The organism is Mesorhizobium sp. M0051 (assembly GCF_040323235.1).
Classification (GTDB): Bacteria; Pseudomonadota; Alphaproteobacteria; order Rhizobiales; family Rhizobiaceae; genus Mesorhizobium.
The window spans coordinates 285,045-303,771 of the sequence record NZ_JAMYUT010000002.1; the positions used below are offsets into that span (position 1 = coordinate 285,045).

Consider the following 18,727-nt stretch of genomic DNA (forward strand, 5'->3'; position numbering starts at 1 on the left):
ACAGCGATGAATTGGAATCGCAAATCGATTGAAAGGCAGCGATTTGCATGGTCGGCTTGACCCGGCAAGCACAGGCCATAAAAGGAACGGCCGACCCGAGGGATGACATTCCGCATGTTCACCAAGATCCTGATCGCCAATCGCGGCGAGATTGCCTGCCGTGTCATCAGAACGGCGCGCAAGATGGGCATCGCCACGGTTGCCGTGTATTCAGACGCCGATCGCGATGCCGTGCATGTCGAAATGGCCGACGAGGCGGTGCATATCGGACCTTCGCCCGCGGCGCAGAGTTATCTCGTCCCCGAAAAGATCATCGCCGCCTGCAAGGAGACCGGCGCCCAGGCCGTGCATCCCGGCTACGGGTTCCTGTCCGAGCGGGCGGCTTTCTGCGAGGCGCTGGAAGCGGAAGGGATCGTTTTCATCGGCCCGAAGCCCAAAGCGATCAAGGCGATGGGCGACAAGATCGAATCGAAGAAGTTCGCCAACGCCGCCAAGGTTTCCACCGTGCCCGGCTGGCTCGGCGTCATCGAAAATGCCGACCATGCCGAAAGGATTGCCGGCGAGATCGGCTATCCCGTGATGATCAAGGCCTCGGCAGGTGGCGGCGGCAAGGGCATGCGCATCGCCTGGAGCCAGGCGGAAGTACGCGACGGCTTCGATCGTGCACGCTCGGAAGCGAAGGGCTCGTTTGGCGACGACCGCGTCTTCATCGAGAAGTTCATCGTTGATCCACGCCATATCGAAATCCAGGTGCTGGCCGACGCGCATGGTAACGCGCTCTATCTCGGCGAGCGCGAATGCTCGATCCAGCGCCGCAACCAGAAGGTCGCCGAAGAGGCGCCGTCGCCATTCCTTGACGCCAATACGCGCAAGGCCATGGGCGAGCAGTCGGTGGCGCTGGCCAAGGCCGTCGACTACCAGAGCGCCGGCACGGTCGAGTTCATCGTCGACAAGGACAAGAACTTCTATTTCCTTGAAATGAATACACGATTGCAGGTCGAGCACCCGGTGACCGAGCTGGTCACCGGCATCGATCTGGTCGAGCAGATGATCCGCGTTGCCGCCGGCGAAAAGCTTGGCCTGAAGCAAGGCGATATCAAGCTGAACGGCTGGGCGGTGGAAAGCCGGCTTTATGCCGAGGACCCGTACCGCAATTTCCTGCCCTCGATGGGCCGGCTGACGCGCTATCGGCCGCCGGAGGAAGGACAATTCGGCGATGTCGTCATCCGCAACGACACCGGCGTCACCGAAGGCTCGGAAATCTCCATGTTCTACGATCCAATGCTCGCCAAGCTGTGCACTTGGGCGCCCACGCGGCTCGCCGCTATCGATGCCATGTCGGAAGCGCTCGACAGCTTTGTCGTCGACGGCATCGAGCACAACATTCCGTTTCTTGCCGCCTTGATGCAGCATCCGCGCTGGCGGCAAGGGCTGATATCGACCGCTTTCATATCGGAGGAATATCCCGACGGTTTTGCGCCCGTCGTGCCGAACGACGACGAGAAAGCCGTGCTGGCGTCGATTGCGACCGCGGTTGAACTGCTGCGCCGCGACCGGCTCGACCGGCTTGGCGGGCGACTGGCGCCGCATTCGGGAGCGCTGAAGCGCGACTGGGTGGTGAAGGTCGGCGATGACTATCTGTCGGCGTCGATCGTCGAGGGCATGATTTCCATTCCGATGGAAGTCGATCTGGCGATCGAGGGCGGCAAGCCGCTGACCGTCGCATCCGACTGGCGGCCGGGCGACCTGATCTGGCGCGGCACGGTCGGCAAGCGCAAGGTTACTGCTCAGATCAGGCCTGTTGCCAACGGCTTTCGTATTGCCTGGAAGGGCATGTCGGTGACCGCGCGCGCCATGCTGCCGCGCATCGCCGAGCTTGAAAGGCTGATGCCGGAAAAAATGGCGCCGGACACGTCGAAGATGCTGCTTTGCCCGATGCCTGGCCTTGTCGTGTCGATTGCCGTTGCCGAGGGCCAGGAGGTCAAGGCCGGCGAGACGCTGGCGGTGGTCGAGGCGATGAAGATGGAAAACGTGCTGCGTGCCGAACGCGACCTTGTCGTGTCCAAACTCAACGCCAGGCCGGGCGACAGCCTGGCCGTGGACGCGGTGATCATGGAGTTTGCGTAAGACCAGCCGGGCAGGCAGCCTGTGATCAGCAATGGTTTGTGCTGGACTGGCAGCGCGCGGTCCCGGACAATACATCTCCATCGACTCAAGGACCTTCACGCAGCACCATGGCCGACGAAAAACTACCCCGCGATCCCCTGAAGCGCGAAGCAGCGATTGCTGCGGCGCGGCCGGAGGCGCCCGCACGGCCTTTCGTCCATCTGCGTGTGCATTCGGCCTATTCGCTGCTGGAGGGCGCCTTACAGATCGGCACGGTGGTGGCTCACGCGGTCAAGGACGGAGCTCCCGCCATTGCCGTAACCGACACCAACAATCTGTTTGGCGCGCTGGAATTCGCGCAGAAGGCAGTGAAGGACGGTATCCAGCCGATCATCGGCTGCCAGGCTGCGCTCGCATTTTCCGGCGAAAGCAATGATGGCCAGCGCGACCGCAGGCGGCAAGGCCCGGACATGCGGCCGGTCGTCCTGCTTGCCGCGACCGAGGCCGGCTATTCCAATCTGGTCAGGCTGGTCAGCCGCGTCTACCTCGAAACGCCGCCGGGCGAGGCGGTGCACCTGACCACTGAAATGATGCAAGGCTATTGTGACGGGTTGATCTGCCTCAGTGGCGGGCCGCGCGGACCGATCGGCACTGCGCTCAAGGAAGATCGCCGCGATCTGGCCGAAACACGGCTCTTGACCCTCAAGTCGATGTTCGGCGACCGGCTCTATGTCGAACTGGACCGGGTTTCGGGTTATGATCGGGTGATCGAGAAATCCTCGATCGATCTTGCCTATGCCCATGAATTGCCGCTGGTCGCCACCAACGAGGCGTTCTTCTTGGCGCGCGACGATTATGACGCCCATGATGCGCTGATCGCGATCGCCGAGGGCTCTGTCGTCGCTGTCGACAATCGCCGCCGTCTGTCGCCGGACAATTTCCTGCGCAGCCAGGCCGATATGGCGCGGCTGTTCGCCGATCTGCCGGAAGCGATCGACAACACCGTCGAGATCGCACTGCGCTGCTCCTACTATCCCAGGAATCGCAACCCGATCCTGCCGCGCTTCACCGGCGGCGATGTCGCCGACAACGATGCCGCCTTGCAGGCGGAAGCCGACGAATTGGCCCGCCAGGCGCATGAGGGGCTTGAGGCGCGGCTGGCCGCGCATGGCCCGACTGCCGGCTACACCGTAGAGCAATATCGCGAGCGGTTGAATTTCGAGCTCGGCATCATCACCAAGATGAAGTTTCCGGGGTATTTCCTGATCGTTGCCGACTTCATCAAATGGGCGAAGGCGCAGGGCATTCCGGTCGGGCCGGGACGCGGTTCGGGCGCAGGCTCGCTGGTCGCCTATTCGACGACCATCACCGACATCGACCCGTTGCGCTTTTCCCTGCTGTTCGAACGCTTCCTCAACCCCGACCGCGTGTCGATGCCCGACTTCGACATCGACTTCTGCCAGGATCGCCGCGAGGAAGTCATCCGTTACGTCCAGCAGAAATACGGCCGCGACCAGGTCGGCCAGATCATCACCTTCGGTACGCTGCAGGCACGCGCCGTGCTGCGCGACGTCGGTCGCGTGCTGCAGATGCCCTATGGCCAGGTCGACAAGCTCTCGAAGATGGTGCCGCAGAATCCGGCCAATCCGGTCAAGCTCGCCGATGCCATCGCCAATGAGCCGCGCTTTGCCGAAGAGGCCGAAAGGGAGCCGATCGTCCAGACGCTGCTCGACATGGCGCAGAAGCTGGAGGGCCTCTACCGTCACGCCTCGACCCACGCAGCCGGCATCGTCATCGGCGACCGGCCGCTGTCGGAACTGGTGCCGATGTACCGCGATCCGCGCTCGGACATGCCGGTTACCCAGTTCAACATGAAATATGTCGAGCAGGCCGGGCTGGTGAAATTCGACTTCCTCGGCCTGAAAACACTGACCGTACTCGAAACGGCAGTGAAATTGATCCGCCGGCGCGGCATCGAGATCGACCTGGCGACGATCCCGCTCGATGATCCCGAGACCTACGCCATGCTGTCGCGAGGCGAAGTGGTCGGCGTGTTCCAGGTGGAAAGTGCCGGTATGCGCAAGGCGCTGATCGGTATGCGGCCCGACTGCATCGAGGACATCATCGCGCTGGTGGCGCTGTACCGGCCGGGACCGATGGAGAACATCCCGACCTACAATGCCAGAAAGCATGGCGAGGAGGAGATGGCGTCGATCCATCCCAAGATCGACCATCTGGTGAAAGAGACGCAAGGCGTCATCGTCTACCAGGAACAGGTGATGCAGATCGCGCAGGAGCTTGCCGGCTATTCGCTCGGCGAAGCCGATTTGCTGCGCCGCGCCATGGGCAAGAAGATCCGCGCCGAGATGGACAAGCAGCGCGAACGCTTCGTTTCGGGCGCGGTCGAGCGCGGCGTCGGCAAGCCGCAAGCCGACTTCATTTTCGACCTGCTGGCCAAGTTCGCCGACTATGGTTTCAACAAATCGCACGCCGCCGCCTATGCGGTGGTGTCGTACCAGACCGCCTACCTCAAGGCGCATTATCCGGTCGAGTTCCTGGCGGCGTCGATGACGCTCGACATGGGCAACACCGACAAGCTCGCCGATTTCCGCCAGGACGCGCTGCGCCTCGGCATCGAGGTTCTGGCGCCGTCGGTAATATCGAGCTTTCGTCCGTTCGAGGTCGGTGAGAACCGCATCTACTATTCGCTGGCCGCGCTCAAAGGCGTCGGCGACGCGGCGGTCGAGCACATCGTTGCCCAGCGTGGCGAAAAGCCGTTCAAGAATCTCGCCGATTTCTGCGAGCGGGTCGATCCCAAGATCGTCGGCAAGCGCGTCTTCGAAAGCTTGATCATGGCCGGCGCGCTCGACTGCTTCGGCCATGATCGCGCCTCGATGATGGCAGGCGTGGAACGCATGATGGGGCTGGCATCGCTGGCGCAGCAAAACGCGGTTTCCGGTCAGCACGACATTTTCGGCGCCTCGCTCGGCGCCCAGTCGCAGGCACTCAATCTGCCGACGACGGAACCGTGGCTTGCCGCCGACCGGCTGCACCGCGAATTCCAGGTGGTCGGCTTCTATCTCTCGGCACACCCGCTCGACGAGTACAAGGCGGCCCTGCAGAAGATGCGGGTGCAGACGTGGGCCGAATTTTCGGCGGCCGTCAAGCGTGGTGCCGCCGCCGGGCGTCTAGCCGGCACGGTGACGTCCAAGCAGGAGCGCAAGACGCGCACCGGCAACAAGATGGGCGTCATCGCCTTTTCCGATACATCCGGCCAGTACGAAGCCGTGCTATTTTCGGAAGGACTGGCGCAGTATCGCGACCTGCTCGAGGCCGGCCGCTCCGTCGTCATCACCGTTGCGGCCGAGGACAGGCCGGAAGGCGTCAATTTGCGCATCAACTCGGTGCAATCGCTGGAGGACGAGGCAAGCCGCGTCCAGAAGGCACTGCGCATCTTCGTGCGCAACGCCGCGCCGATCAACACGCTGGCCGGCCAACTGATCGTCAAGGGCGAGGGCCAAGTCAGCTTCGTGCTGATCAAGGAAGAAGGCGAGGGGGAAATCGAGATCGAGCTGCCGAACCGCTACCGGATCTCGCCACAGATCGCCTCGGCGATGCGGGCTGTTCCGGGCGTGGTCGAAGTGGAGCTGGTGTGATCACGGCATATCGCTGTAATGCCGGCGGCACCTCCTCAAGATATCCGATGACGGCAATTGACGGCGAGCCCATCCCGCCGCAGTCGAGGCCCAATTCGCTCAGAACTGCGGACTGCCTATCTGACTGTAGCTGATACCGTCGAAAATGATGTCCGACGGGCCGGGAGCCGCCATCTTGCGCTTGTGGCCATCGCGGCAGTCGAACACCGGCCACTCCGTCTGTTGGCAATAGACCTCCTGGCACATTCGGCTAAGGCAATCGCCCTGCGTAAGCAGGAACAGCCTATCGCCGATGCGCCGAACCGTGCTTCCATCGTCTGAACGCCAAGCCCAGGGGATGCGCATCGAGGAAACGAAATCGCCGATAAGACCATTCTGCAAATGCGTGCTCAGGTTTGTTCGATAATGCAGCATGGACGCGGAATAGTCGGCTACGATCTTCGGACCAAAGGCAGAAGCGGTAAGATTGTCCGGCACGTCAAGATGCGTTGCCGCTTCGGCTTGCGCCTTGCTGGTGGCCAGCACCGTCGACACCAATAAAATAGCGACGATCACGACACGCATCGTTGCACGATCTCACGCTGGCACTTTCTTGCTCTTCGTCTCCGGACCATCTCACCCCGCCGCCGCGGCGGCAAGGCGACAATCTCAGGTCAGCGCATAAATTTGCGCAGCCAAGATCTTCACCGGAGGCGTCACCAGGCCAGACCAATGCATCGGGCTAAGACGCGGCGATGTCCGCCGGCTGCGGCGCTTTTCGCTGAAGATTGAGCAGATTGCCCATCAGGATCAACAACGCGCCGCCGGCGGTGAAGGCGTCGATCTGCTCGCTATAGAGCAGCCAGCCGATCAGCGCCGATAGTGGCACGCGCAGGAAATCCATCGGCGAGATGACTGTCGCATCGGCATAGCCAAGTGCGCGGGCCATGCAAAAATGCGACGACATGCCGGTGAAGGCGATTAGCACGATCCATGGCCACAGTTCCAGCGGCGGGTTGCGCCACGTATAGAGCGCCGGAACCAGACCGACCACCGACTGGATGATCAGCATCCAGAAGATGATGCGCACGACGCTGTCAGTCCGCGTCAACGACTTGACCATGACCACGGAGATACCGAAGCAGACCGCGGCACCGAGCACGACGAGATGTCCCGGATCGACCGAGCCGACACCGGGGCGCACGATGATCACGACGCCGACCAACCCCAGCACGATCGCCGCAAGTTTTGGCCGCGAGAGCCTTTCGCCGAGAAAAGCCACCGCCAGGATTGCCGTCCAGATCGGTGTGGTGAATTCGATCGAGATCAGCACGGCCAGCGGGATCAGCGTCAGCGCGTAGAGCCAGGCCGCCTGGCCGGTATAGTGGATGACATTGCGGGCGAGGTGGGCGACGGGGCGTTGCGTGCGCATGGCTGGAAAGCCGCCGCTCATCATCACCAGCGGCAGAAGGATGAAAAAGCCGATCACCGAGCGCAGTTCCAGCACCTGGAAGACGTTGAGTTCGGCTGTCGTGGCGCGGCCGGCGACCGACATCGCCAGGAACGAGGCGATCGACAATGCCATCCAGAACGCGGCCTTTGGAATCGAAGGGGTAGGTGCCATGCCGGCTGTGTCGCAGGCCGCAGCTTTTGCCGCAATCACTAGTCGCTGCATTCTTCTGGGCCAGTCGGACGGATGTTGTCAGACAGGCGGAACCTGAAACGGCGAGGGGCGTTGAGCCCGGGTAGCCGACCGTGCCTGTGTCGTGAACTGTCCCACTTTTGCGAGATCGTCAAGGAGAGTTTCGATGAGATTATTCGCGCAATTCGGCCTTGCTGGATGTCTGTTGGTTGCGGCAGGCGCCGCGCATGCCGACGAGACCAGATTTCTCCAGTCGTTCAATGGCGATTTTACCGGCAAGGGTATCGTCAAGGTGACCACAGACACGCCAACGGTCAATGTGTCCTGTAACTTCAAGTCGAACGCGACGTCGACCTCGTTGTCGCTCGACGGCAATTGCCGCGGACTGATTGTGGTGACGCGCGCCATCAGCGCGGACCTGAAAGCCAGCGGTGCCAAGTATAGCGGCACGTATGTCGGTTCTCGTACCGGGCCGGCGCAACTCAACGGCAGCCGCTCCGGCAACGCGATCAATCTCGGCATCCGCTGGGCCAAGGAGGTCAATGGTGACCGAAGGGCACAGATGACGGTCGAGAAACGCGGCGAGAACGGCATGCGGCTGACTGTCATCGACACCGATCCGAAAACCGGCAAGAGCGTAGTGACAAGCAGGATAGACCTGCAGCGCAGTTGAATTTCAACACGGCGATATGCAGCGTCACTCCTCAAGGGGCTCAGGCGGGTGGGCATCGCGGCCTTTACCGAATGTGTAGCCGGTTTCCACTGCCTTGCGGCCGAACTTGTCGCGCAGGGCGTCGATGGCGCCTTCGGCCATGGCACGCTTGCGCGACTGGACATCGACCAGATCGGGCGGGTCGGCCTTGTCGTCGTCCGAGAGGTCGCTGACGCCTATCCCGAGCAGCCGGTATTTCGTGCCGTCGGCTTCCTTTCGCAGAAGCTCTACCCCGGTTTGAAAGATGCGATCGGCGAGCCGGGTCGGGTCGCCGAGCTGGCGGTTGCGCGTGCGCAGCTTGAAATCCTGGGTTTTCAGCTTCAGCACCACGGTGCGCCCGGCGATGCCGGATTTCTTCAGCCGTGCCGAAACCTTTTCCGAAAGCCCTCTCAGCACCGCGACCAGCTCTTCCAGCGACGCGATGTCTGTGTCGAAGGTGGTTTCGGCCGATACGCTCTTGGCGTCCTGATCCGGATCGACGCGACGGACGTCCTCGCCACGCGAAAGCCGGTAGAGCCGGTCGCCCATGGTGCCGTAACGCCGCATCAGGTCGCCACGATCCATTTTCTGAAGCTGGCCGATGGTGCGGATGCCGTCGCGCTCCAGCGTGGCGTTGGACGCCTTGCCGACGCCCCAGATCATGGTGACCGGCTGCACCGCCAGGAAGCCGACCGCCTCGGCCTCGCCGATGACCGAGAAGCCGCGCGGCTTGCGGAAGTCGGACGCTATCTTGGCGAGAAACTTGCAATAGGACAGGCCGGCCGACACGGTGATGCCGACCTCCTTCTCGACTGCGAGCGCAAAGCGCGCCAAGACTACTGCCGGCGGCTGGCCGTGCAGACGCTCGGTGCCGGCGAGGTCGAGAAACGCCTCGTCGATCGACAGCGGCTCGACCAGCGGCGTCAGCGCCTGCATCATGGCGCGCACCTCGCGGCCGACGCGCACGTATTTTTCCATGTTGGGGCTGATGACGACCGCCTCGGGGCAGGCTTCGAGCGCCTTGAACATCGGCATTGCCGAGCGCACGCCCTGGATACGGGCGATGTAGCATGCGGTGGACACGACGCCGCGCTTGCCGCCGCCGATGATCAGCGGCTTGTCCTTGAGCGCCGGATTGTCGCGCTTTTCGATCGCCGCATAAAAAGCATCGCAATCGATATGGGCCAGATGCAGCCGGTAAAGCTCGGGATGACGCGCGAGCCTGGGACTACCACAGCGCTCGCAACGGCGCGCCTCGCTGCGCTGAAATGTCAGGCAGTCGCGGCAAAAACCGTGGTCGGGATTGTTGACAGGAGCCGCCATTTGTGGGAACATACAGAGAACAAACGCAATATTACGACAGCGCAAGACCAGCGACAAGGGTGGTCTGGGGAGAACGCATGAGCACGACCATAGCGCCGTTGACGCCCGCGCTATGGGCGGATTTCGAGGACCTCTTCGGCAAGCAGGGTGCCTGCTACGGATGCTGGTGCACGCATTTCCGCATGGCGCCGGCAATGCGCCGCGAAAGCAGCCGGGAGCGCAACAAGGATCACATCAAGGCGCGCATCGAAGCCGGCCCGCCGCCGGGTCTGCTGGCATTCGAGGATGGTCAGGCGGTCGGCTGGATGCAGATCGGACCGCGCGCCGACGTGCCCGAATGGAACAATCAGGGCAGGGGGTCGGCGCCGGTCGATCCCGCCGACGCCATGGATCCGGCCGTGTGGGCCATCTCCTGCTTCTTCATCCGCAGCAAGGCGCGCGGCAGGGGTATGACGCATCGCCTGGTCGAAGGCGGCATTGATTTCGCCCGCCGGAATGGCGCCCGGCTGGTCGAGGCCTGCCCGATGGACCTGTCTCGCGATTCGCGTTCGATTGGCCTGTTCGTCGGCTCGTCGCGGGTGTTCGAGAAGGCCGGCTTCGAAAGGCTTGTGGAACGTAAGGTGGGCCGGCCATTGATGCGGCTCGTGCTTTGATCGAGGCATTCTGCTTGGCAGCGTTGTAGTTGATCCCGCCTTGCGGTCGTGACGGTAATTTCATACCAGACGAATAAAGCGTTTCTTCTAAAGCGCATGCGCTTTAGGTTGTTTGTTTGATGCATGTCATTCTCCCGAAACCGGGGCGCACTTCTGGGTGACATGCATTACGCCAAAACGGAGAATTCACGTGAACCGTGCCCTGCCATTCGTGTTCCTTCTTGCGTTGAGTGCGCCTGCTTTCGGTCAGACCGTCGACAGTCAGGGTGCGAAGCAATTGTCCGGCGACTTGTCCCGCTATGTTGGCAAACAGGCGATCGACAAAGGCATTGTGAAGGTTTCGCTCGAAGGTGATGCCTACAAGATCCTGTTTGATTTCAAGGCACTTGCCGCATCGTTTCCGGACCAGAAGCTGGTGAAATTCGACTTCGCGCCCTATGCGCTCATGGTCAAGCCGCGCAGCGATGGGTCCTGGGATGTCTCGATGGACTTTTCGCAAAACGCATCCTTCGAGTTCAACGGGCCCGAGGGGCTGCAAAGCACGCAGCTTTCCATCAAGGACGGCAAGGGGACGGGCGTCTACGATCCCAATCTGGCGGCTTTTACCAGCGGCACCAGCTCCATCGCCGGCATGACGATGGCATCGAAGGATACCAAGCAGCACATCGAAGCCAGCACCGGCGCCGGCACCGCGACTATTGCCGCGAGCAAGTCCGCGACCGGCGGCATCGATTTCACAAGCTCGCAAAAGGTGTCGAGTTTTGTCGAGGCGCTCAATTTCGACGATCCCGAGAGCGGGCTGAAATTCCCGGTCACCCTCAGGTCGCCGGAACTGTCGGTCGAAGCCAGCGGCAAGGGTGTGCGGACAAAGCCGCTGCTTGATCTCCTGGCATTTGCCGTGGCCAATGAGAACGAGGCAACGCTGAAGGCCAACCAGGCGCAACTCAAATCGCTTCTGCGCGCGGCATTGCCGCTTTGGGACCGTGTGGAGGGAACCTACGGCTTCAAGGATTTCGTGGTGGAAAGCCCGGTCGGCAATTTCGGCGCCACCCAGCTCTCCACCGTGTTCGGCACCGACGGCGTCGCCCAGAGCGGCAAAATCACCTATGGCATCAAGGCATCGGGGCTAACCGTGCCGCAGCAGCTTCTGCCGAGCTGGAGCGTCGCGCTGCTGCCCACCGATATCGATCTGAACTTCGGCGGCGCCAATATCGATCTCGACACCATGGCGAAGAAGACAATCGAAGCCTTTGATCTTAATCGGGATCCGCCGCTGTCGCCTGAATTCGGCGAGCAGCTCAAAGCCGACTTCATGGCCAAGACGCCGAAGGTCGTGCTCGGCCACAGCACCGTGAAGAACAAAGACACGGAGATCGCGCTGGAAGGCGAGATGACGTTCCCCGGCGAAAAGCCCGAAGGAAACGTGACGGTCGATGTCACCGGCTTCGACAAGATGATCGAAGGTTTGCAGGAGGCGGCAAAGTCGGAGCCGGAGGTGGCGCAATATGTGCCGGTTGCGCTCATGGCGAAGGGTTTTGGCAAGGCGCTGCCCGACGGCCGGCTGGAATGGGTCGTCAACGCCAAGGCCGATGGTTCGGTTACCGTCAACGGCGTCATGCTGAAGCCTGCCGATCCGGCGGTCGACGACAGCGTGGATGATGGTGACGGCGGGAACGATGACAGCGGAGACGACAGCGGCGGGGCAGGAGCGAAACTGAATCCATGAGGGGCCGGGGGCTTTAGAGCCCCAGCGCGCTCGTGATCCTTGGGGCGGCTTCATGCCAATCCTGTACGACGATGACGTCGTCCGGGACTGGCGGCAGGAATGCGCGCAGCGAATTGTCAGCCATCAAGTGAAACAGCTCGGCATCGGCGACGGCATTCTGTACCGACGCCAGGTTGCGCGGCTGATCGTCGACGAAGACGACCGGCCGGCCCCCTTTGCCGCGAAGCTTGGCCACCGCCGGCCCCTTTGCCATTTCCGTGGTCAGAAGGGGATAGCTCACCCCGAGGGCATCGAGATGGGCGCGGCGCACGGCCCGGTGCCTATGCGGCATAGCCGTAAGCAAGATGATTTGCGCGCGGTCGCCGAGTTCTGCCAAGGCTTCCGCAGCACCTTCCGTGATACTCTGCCAGTCGGCCTGCGCGTCGAAGAAATCGCCCAGAAGTGCGGTGACTTCGGGCTGTTCGATCAGGCGGCCGCTCGCCGTTTCGGCGATGTTTCCGGTCAGCTGGAAGGAGGCCAGCGTAAGATCATAGCCGCGCGCCCTGAGAAAATTCGGAAACGGGCGGATGAATTCGAGCAACACGTCGTCGACATCAAGCACCAGCAGCGGGCGGTCGTCAGCCATCAGTTCCTCGATCTGACGCGCGGTTTCAGGATCGTCGCTCATATGGAATGCTCGTGGTTGTCGTCACCTAGCGGCAGCGCCCGCAAGGCCTTGCCTACGGCAGCCGGCGGCGTGCCGGTTTCCTCGGCAAAGCGCATCAGCGTCGGCTCATGGGCAAGAATGAACTGCAGGACACCGGCTAGGAATCCCGGCTCGCTGGCAGCCTGACGGATCGAATGCGCCTCGATGCCGGTGATCGCCAGAAAGCGCGGCAGCAATTCCGGATCGGAGGCGACAAAGCCCAGGGCCTTCACGGCAATGGTTTCCGCCTCTTCACGCATTGACGCTGCGTTTGCCATCACTACCTTCGGTGTGGAATGAGTCTCTCCCGCAGTAATGGCAAGAGTTGCTTGCGGCAAGCCATTAGAGCGTGGCGCGCCCTTTGGACGCGCGAGGACGGGGTGGAATTTGCGCAGTTTTCCAGCCGCGGATTTCCGTTTCGTCAATGATATTGCCGTAAAGTGAAGCAGGGTTTGGTGCGTCTGGACGTGGGCGCATGACGGTCGCCTTTGAGCGGAAGGACGACCGGGACGGGATATCGATGCCGAAGAAGGTCATGATCGTCGAGGACAATGAGCTCAACATGAAGCTCTTTCGGGACCTCATCGAGGCAAGCGGTTACGAGACCGTGCGCACCCGAAACGGTCTGGAAGCGCTCGACCTGGCGCGCCAGCACCGGCCGGACCTCATCCTGATGGATATCCAGCTGCCTGAAGTGTCGGGGCTGGAAGTGACGAAATGGCTGAAGGAGGATGACGAGTTGCACGTCATCCCGGTCATCGCGGTGACCGCCTTCGCGATGAAGGGCGACGAGGAACGCATCCGCCAGGGTGGCTGCGAGGCTTATATTTCGAAGCCGATCTCGGTGCCGCGTTTTATCGAAACCATCAAATCCTATTTGGGCGATGCGTGATGTACCTTTTCAGCCGAGCCGGAGCTTTGTGAAATGACTGCACGGATCCTCGTCGTCGACGACATCCCTGCCAATGTTCGGCTGCTGGAAGTCCGGTTGCTGGCCGAATATTTCGAGGTGCTGACCGCCAGCAACGGGCCGGATGCGATTGAGACCTGCGAGAACGGCAAGGTCGATGTTGTGCTGCTCGACGTGATGATGCCGGATATGGACGGCTTCGAGGTCTGCCGGCGGCTGAAGAGCGATCCGGCGACATCGCATATTCCGGTGGTGATGATCACGGCGCTCGACCAGGTTTCCGACCGGGTGCGCGGGCTCGAAGCCGGCGCCGACGACTTCCTGACCAAGCCGGTCAACGATCTGCAGCTGATGACGCGCGTCAAGAGCCTTGTCCGGCTGAAATCGCTGACCGACGAGTTGCGGCTGCGCGCCTCGACGACGCGCAACATCGGCATCGAAGAACTCTTGAGCCGCAATTTCGCAGCCGAAGACACGATGCCGAAAGTGCTTTTGATCGACGAGCGCAAAACATCCGTCGAGCGCATCCAGAAAATGCTGCGCGACCGTGCCGACCTCGACATCTCCAGTGATCCGCATGCCGGCTTCTTCCAGGCTGCCGAGACGTCCTATGAATGCGTGATGATCTCGACGGCGTTCGCCGATTTCGATCCGCTGAGACTGTGTTCGCAATTGCGCTCGCTGGACCGCACTCGCTTCGTGCCGATCATTCTTTTGGCGGAGGAGGGCGAGGAGGAACGCATCATCCGCGGCCTCGAACTCGGCATTAACGACTATCTGATGCGGCCGATCGACCAGCAGGAGTTGACGGCACGGCTGCGTACCCAGGTGCGCCGCAAGCGCTACAACGACCAGCTGCGTGCCAGCGTCACCCAGACCATCGAAATGGCGGTGACCGACGGGCTGACCGGGCTGCACAACCGCCGCTATCTCGACAGCCATCTGCAGACATTGTTCGATCGCGCCGTGGCGCGGCGCCGGCCGCTGTCGGTGATGATCACCGACCTCGACCGCTTCAAGGCGATCAACGACACGCACGGCCATGACGGCGGCGACGAGGTGTTGCGGGAATTTGCGCGACGGCTGCGCAAGAATGTCAGGGGTATCGACCTTGCCTGCCGTTTTGGCGGCGAGGAGTTCGTCGTGGTGATGCCGGACACCGAGGGCGCGGTGGCCGAGAAGGTGGCCGAACGCATTCGCGCCGAAATTGCCCAAGCGCCTTTTGCCATCGGCCAGGACGGCACGAAGATCGAAGTCACCGTCAGCGTCGGCGTGTCGTCGGTGCTGAAGGGGGTAGATACGGTGGCGGCACTGATGAAGCGTACCGACCTCGCGCTCTACGAAGCCAAGAGCGGTGGCCGCAACCGAGTCGTTGCCAAGGCGGCCTAATCGGTTCAGCCCCCAATTTTCCAGTCAAGCCGACAGGGTTACCCGTTTACCTTAATCCAAGCAATTCGCGAGCCTTGGTTAAGAAACTGTTGATTTTCATAAGCTCTTGCGCAAGTGTGAAGGCCAAGACGAAGCCGGCACGAGGATAGACAACCGGCTCCGATCTCCAGGAATACCCCATGATGCTCAGGTCCGCCGCATCTCCTGGGTCCGTGGGGTCGGCCGGCCGGCGCTGGCACATAGTGGCCTCCTCGTACCGCTGCCAAACGCCGTCCGGCCCCCTTCCTTCCAAAAGAACAGCAGAGCTCCGTACCAAAGACGGGGCTCTGCTTTTTTGCGTGTGAAGATCTGGTACTGTCTTGGCGCGGCGACGGCCGTTCCTTAGTCGCTATGGATGGCGCGACAAGCTCTTTCGTGGCAACCGAACATCGGGGGGAACAGCACCCCCTCCATTTCGTACATATGGCGCACAAGGGGCTTGCGGCAAGACCCGGCTCCTCCCGTAAAACCGCGACCCGAACCAAGGTGCGCAAAGCGGGAGTGACGCCTGCCGCTGTTGATTAGCAGAAGGCTGGAGCTGGCTGGCACGACCTGCCGAAACGGATTGTCGCAACCGTCAACAGCATGAAAAAGGACGTATCCCCTGACAATCGATTGACAGGATCTTTCATCTATGCAGGAATTGGTTGGACCATTGGACCACTTGGAGGAAGTGTGGACCAGAACAGCCTGCCACCCATTCAGACGACGGCGCGCGATGACGCCGTGCTGAAGGCATTGGTGGGGTTTGTTCGAGCCGAGGCCTTGCAGCCCGGCGAGAGACTTCCGACGGAGCGCATCCTGGCCGAGCGGCTGAAGGTCAGCCGCAACACGGTGCGCGAGGCGCTGACTCGCTGGGAAGGGCTCGGCCTCGTCGAGCGCCGGCAAGGCAGCGGGACTTACCTCAAGGCGGCCGTCTCACCCGACATGTTGCACATGCCGCTGACGCTGGCGGGCGGCAATGATTTTACCAGCCTGATGCAGACGCTGGAGATCCGCCGCGCGCTGGAAGCGGAGGCCGCGGCCCTTTGCGCCGAACGTGCAAGCCAGGCCGATATCGCCGAGATAGCGCGCAAGCTCGACATCATGGAGCAGGCGTTCCGCACGCGCGAAGGCATGTCGTCGGAAGAGGATTGGGAGTTCCACCAGGCGATCTACCGGGTCTCTGGCAATCCGCTATTCGAGCAGATCATCGCCGCCATGCATGAATTGTTCCACCGCTTCTGGGAGCATCCGCTGGGCGTTCGTGATTTCGGCCACGCCAGCTTTCCCTACCACCGAACCATCTATGAGCGCATCGCTGCCCGCGACCCGCAGGGCGCCCGCGCCGAGGCGCTCAAGCTGATCTCCACCGTCGAGGACGATTTGAAGCGCGGTGCCGCCAAACTCAAGCTTTCGAGCCAGACATGAACGAGCATCCATCCGGTTTTGATCACGACTATCTTGCCGAGGCGGCGACATTGCTGGCGCATGACGAGCCGTTCCCCGGGGGTGCCGTGGTGCCGCCGATCTATCAAACCTCGCTGTTTACCTTCGCCAGCTATGCCGAAATGGCCGACACCTTTGCCGGCAAACGAAAGCAGCCGATCTATTCGCGCGGCGACAATCCGACGGTGATGGAGTTCGAGGCGCGGGTGGCCGCACTCGAGGGGGCCGAGGCGGCGCGCGGCTTTTCCAGCGGCATGGCGGCGATCAGCGCCACGGTGCTTGCCTTTGTCGGTGCCGGCGAGCGCATCGTGGCTGTGCGCAATTGCTATGGCGATGCCTATCGGCTGTTCGAGCGGCTGTTGCCGCGGCTCAACATCAAGGTCGACTACGTCGACGGTTCCGACCCCGATGCGGTCGCGGCAGCACTTCCCGGCGCCAAGCTGCTGTACCTGGAAAGCCCGACCTCGATGATGTTCGAGGTGCAGGACATCGCGCATCTGACGCGGCTGGCCAAGGAGCAAGGCATCGTCACCACGATCGACAATTCCTGGGCGACGCCGGTGTTCCAGAAGCCGATCACGCATGGCGTCGATCTGGTGCTGCACTCGGCCTCGAAGTATCTCGGCGGCCACAGCGACACCGTGGCCGGCGTGGTGGCGGGTTCCGCTGCTCATATCAAACACATCAACGAGCAGACCTATTCCTATCTCGGCGGCAAGCTGTCGCCGTTCGAGGCCTGGCTGCTGCTGCGCGGCCTGCGCACACTGCCGCTGCGCCTGCCGCATCACATGAAGAGTGGCCTGACCATCGCCGAACGGCTGAAGGCGCATGCCAATGTCGAGCGGGTCAACCACCCCGTCTATTCGAACCATCCGGGCAAGGCGACCCTGGCCGGCTATGCCGGATTGTTCTCCTTCGAGGTGACGGACGATATCGACATTCCCATCTTCGTCGACGCGCTGAAATATTTCCGCATCGGCGTCAGCTGGGGCGGGCATGAAAGCCTGGTCGTACCGGCCAAGGCGTCGCTGGAGCAGACGCCGGGCCTGAATTCGATGGCGCGCTTCGGCGTCAGCCCCCGAACCATCCGCTTCAATGTCGGATTGGAGAGTGTCGAGGACCTATGGGCTGACGTCGCCCAGGCCTTCGAAAAAGCCAGAAAATAACAAGCGGGTTCAAAATGGGAGTCTTGAACATGAAAAAACTGACCGTCATGCTTGCCACCGTTGCGGGGCTGGCGATTTCCGCCGGAAGCGCTATGGCCGATTCGACCCTGAAAATGGTCGAAGTCATCACCAGCCCGCCGCGCACCGAATTCCTGAAGAAGCAGATCGCTGAGTTCGAGACGGCCAATCCCGGCGTCAAGGTCGAGCTGATCTCGCTGCCCTGGGGCCAGGCCTTCGAGAAATTCCTGACCATGGTGCAGGCCGGCGATACGCCTGACATTGTCGAAATGCCGGAACGCTGGATGGGCCTCTATGCCAACAATGCCCAGCTCGAGGATCTCGGGCCCTACATGGCCAAATGGGACGACGCCAAGACGCTCGGCGACCGTGCCAAGCAGTTCGGCTCGACCGTCAACAACACCCAGTACATGATCCCTTACGGTTACTATGTGAACGCGCTGTTCTGGAACAAGAAATTGTTCAAGCAGGCCGGCCTCGATGGCCCGCCGGCGACGCTCGATGATTTCATCGCCGATGCCAAGAAGATTTCCGCGATCCCGGGCAAGTACGGCTACTGCCTGCGCGGCGGGCCGGGCGCCTTCAACGGCATGCACATGTTCATGAACATCGCCGCCGGCAAGGGTGGCTACTTCAACGAGGACGGCACCTCGACCATCAACGAAGAAGGTTCGGTCAAGGGCCTGCAGATGCTGGCCGACATGTACAAGGACGGCCTGGCGCCGAAGGATTCGGTGAGCTGGGGCTTCAACGAAACGGTCACCGGCTTCTATTCCGGCACCTGCGCCATGCTCAACCAGGATCCCGACGCGCTGCTCGGCATTGCCGACAAGATGAGCGCCGACGACTTCGCCGTGGCGCCATTGCCGGTCGGGCCGAGCGGCAAGTCCTATCCGACGCTCGGCTATGCCGGCTGGGCGATGTTTGCCAACTCGCAGCACAAGGACGACGCCTGGAAGCTGATGGCGACGCTTTTGTCGCCGAAGGACAATCTGGAATGGGCCAAGGAAGTCGGGGTCGTCCCGATCCACAACGGCGCCGACCAGGATCCCCATTTCAAGACCGAGCAGTTCAAGGGCTGGTTCACGGAGCTGAGCGACAGCTCCAAATATGAAATGGTGACGCCGCCGACGCATCTGGAGAACCTCGGCAACTTCGTCGACCAGGTGGCGATCAAGAACTTCCAGGAAGTGCTTCTTGGCCAGAAGACGGCCAAGGACGTCGCCGACCAATGGGCTGCCTTCCTGACCAAGGAACAGCAGGACTGGCTGGCGAAGAACAAGAAGTAGCTCTTCTCTCCTTCTCCCCGTTCACGG

At 61.9% G+C, this 18,727-nt stretch carries 15 protein-coding genes; 10 read left to right on the plus strand and 5 right to left on the minus strand.

The genetic code is table 11. The features are described 5' to 3' along the window. Window positions 1-114 precede the first annotated feature (114 nt). Window positions 115-2,127: an acetyl-CoA carboxylase biotin carboxylase subunit gene (locus NKJ90_RS03300; RefSeq protein ID WP_023757523.1), complete on the plus strand. Its 2,013-nt coding sequence runs from the start codon at window positions 115-117 to the stop codon at window positions 2,125-2,127. 107 nt (window positions 2,128-2,234) lie between these two features. Then, window positions 2,235-5,762 (plus strand): DNA polymerase III subunit alpha, encoded by a 3,528-nt coding sequence (gene dnaE / locus NKJ90_RS03305; protein WP_023757522.1) that lies wholly within the window; start codon window positions 2,235-2,237, stop codon window positions 5,760-5,762. Window positions 5,763-5,861: 99 nt separating this feature from the next. Here dnaE and NKJ90_RS03310 read toward each other — a convergent pair whose 3' ends face one another. Beyond that, window positions 5,862-6,326 carry a hypothetical protein gene (locus NKJ90_RS03310; RefSeq protein ID WP_023757521.1) on the minus strand — a complete coding sequence of 155 codons (465 nt, stop codon included), beginning with the start codon at window positions 6,324-6,326 and terminating at the stop codon, window positions 5,862-5,864. Between the two features lie 157 nt (window positions 6,327-6,483). After that, the gene (locus tag NKJ90_RS03315) at window positions 6,484-7,365 is read right to left on the minus strand and encodes a DMT family transporter (RefSeq protein WP_023757520.1); all 882 of its coding nucleotides are present in this window, start codon (window positions 7,363-7,365) and stop codon (window positions 6,484-6,486) included. Between the two features lie 184 nt (window positions 7,366-7,549). On the opposite strand from NKJ90_RS03315, the gene NKJ90_RS03320 reads away from it, so the two are divergent. Beyond that, window positions 7,550-8,056 (plus strand): hypothetical protein, encoded by a 507-nt coding sequence (locus NKJ90_RS03320; protein WP_023757519.1) that lies wholly within the window; start codon window positions 7,550-7,552, stop codon window positions 8,054-8,056. 24 nt (window positions 8,057-8,080) lie between these two features. On the opposite strand, the gene NKJ90_RS03325 is transcribed toward NKJ90_RS03320, so the two are convergent. Then, complete coding sequence (locus NKJ90_RS03325; RefSeq protein ID WP_031259612.1) at window positions 8,081-9,409, minus strand: DNA polymerase IV; 1,329 nt, start codon at window positions 9,407-9,409, stop codon at window positions 8,081-8,083. Window positions 9,410-9,474: 65 nt separating this feature from the next. On the opposite strand from NKJ90_RS03325, the gene NKJ90_RS03330 reads away from it, so the two are divergent. Together NKJ90_RS03330 and NKJ90_RS03335 are read left to right on the plus strand one after the other, a co-directional pair. Continuing rightward, complete coding sequence (locus NKJ90_RS03330; RefSeq protein ID WP_023757517.1) at window positions 9,475-10,050, plus strand: GNAT family N-acetyltransferase; 576 nt, start codon at window positions 9,475-9,477, stop codon at window positions 10,048-10,050. Between the two features lie 190 nt (window positions 10,051-10,240). Then, window positions 10,241-11,776: a hypothetical protein gene (locus NKJ90_RS03335; protein ID WP_023757516.1), complete on the plus strand. Its 1,536-nt coding sequence runs from the start codon at window positions 10,241-10,243 to the stop codon at window positions 11,774-11,776. Window positions 11,777-11,789: 13 nt separating this feature from the next. On the opposite strand, the gene NKJ90_RS03340 is transcribed toward NKJ90_RS03335, so the two are convergent. Next, window positions 11,790-12,443: a hypothetical protein gene (locus NKJ90_RS03340; protein ID WP_023757515.1), complete on the minus strand. Its 654-nt coding sequence runs from the start codon at window positions 12,441-12,443 to the stop codon at window positions 11,790-11,792. Next, window positions 12,440-12,739 (minus strand): DUF3572 domain-containing protein, encoded by a 300-nt coding sequence (locus tag NKJ90_RS03345; RefSeq protein WP_023757514.1) that lies wholly within the window; start codon window positions 12,737-12,739, stop codon window positions 12,440-12,442. The genes NKJ90_RS03340 and NKJ90_RS03345 overlap by 4 nt, the downstream gene beginning before the upstream one ends. Window positions 12,740-12,936: 197 nt before the next feature. Between NKJ90_RS03345 and NKJ90_RS03350 the strand changes: the two genes are divergently transcribed. The 5 genes from NKJ90_RS03350 to NKJ90_RS03370 all read left to right on the plus strand — a co-directional run bounded on the left by NKJ90_RS03350 (window position 12,937) and on the right by NKJ90_RS03370 (window position 18,700). Next, window positions 12,937-13,353, plus strand: a complete 417-nt coding sequence (locus NKJ90_RS03350; RefSeq protein WP_280948933.1) for a response regulator — start codon at window positions 12,937-12,939, stop codon at window positions 13,351-13,353. Window positions 13,354-13,386: 33 nt separating this feature from the next. Beyond that, complete coding sequence (locus tag NKJ90_RS03355; protein WP_023757513.1) at window positions 13,387-14,760, plus strand: PleD family two-component system response regulator; 1,374 nt, start codon at window positions 13,387-13,389, stop codon at window positions 14,758-14,760. Between the two features lie 714 nt (window positions 14,761-15,474). Next, the gene (locus NKJ90_RS03360; protein ID WP_023757511.1) at window positions 15,475-16,209 is read left to right on the plus strand and encodes a FadR/GntR family transcriptional regulator; all 735 of its coding nucleotides are present in this window, start codon (window positions 15,475-15,477) and stop codon (window positions 16,207-16,209) included. Continuing rightward, window positions 16,206-17,393: a PLP-dependent transferase gene (locus NKJ90_RS03365; protein WP_023757510.1), complete on the plus strand. Its 1,188-nt coding sequence runs from the start codon at window positions 16,206-16,208 to the stop codon at window positions 17,391-17,393. Before NKJ90_RS03360 ends, NKJ90_RS03365 begins: the two co-directional genes overlap by 4 nt. Window positions 17,394-17,422: 29 nt before the next feature. Continuing rightward, window positions 17,423-18,700 carry an ABC transporter substrate-binding protein gene (locus tag NKJ90_RS03370; RefSeq protein ID WP_023757509.1) on the plus strand — a complete coding sequence of 426 codons (1,278 nt, stop codon included), beginning with the start codon at window positions 17,423-17,425 and terminating at the stop codon, window positions 18,698-18,700. Window positions 18,701-18,727: the final 27 nt, after the last annotated feature.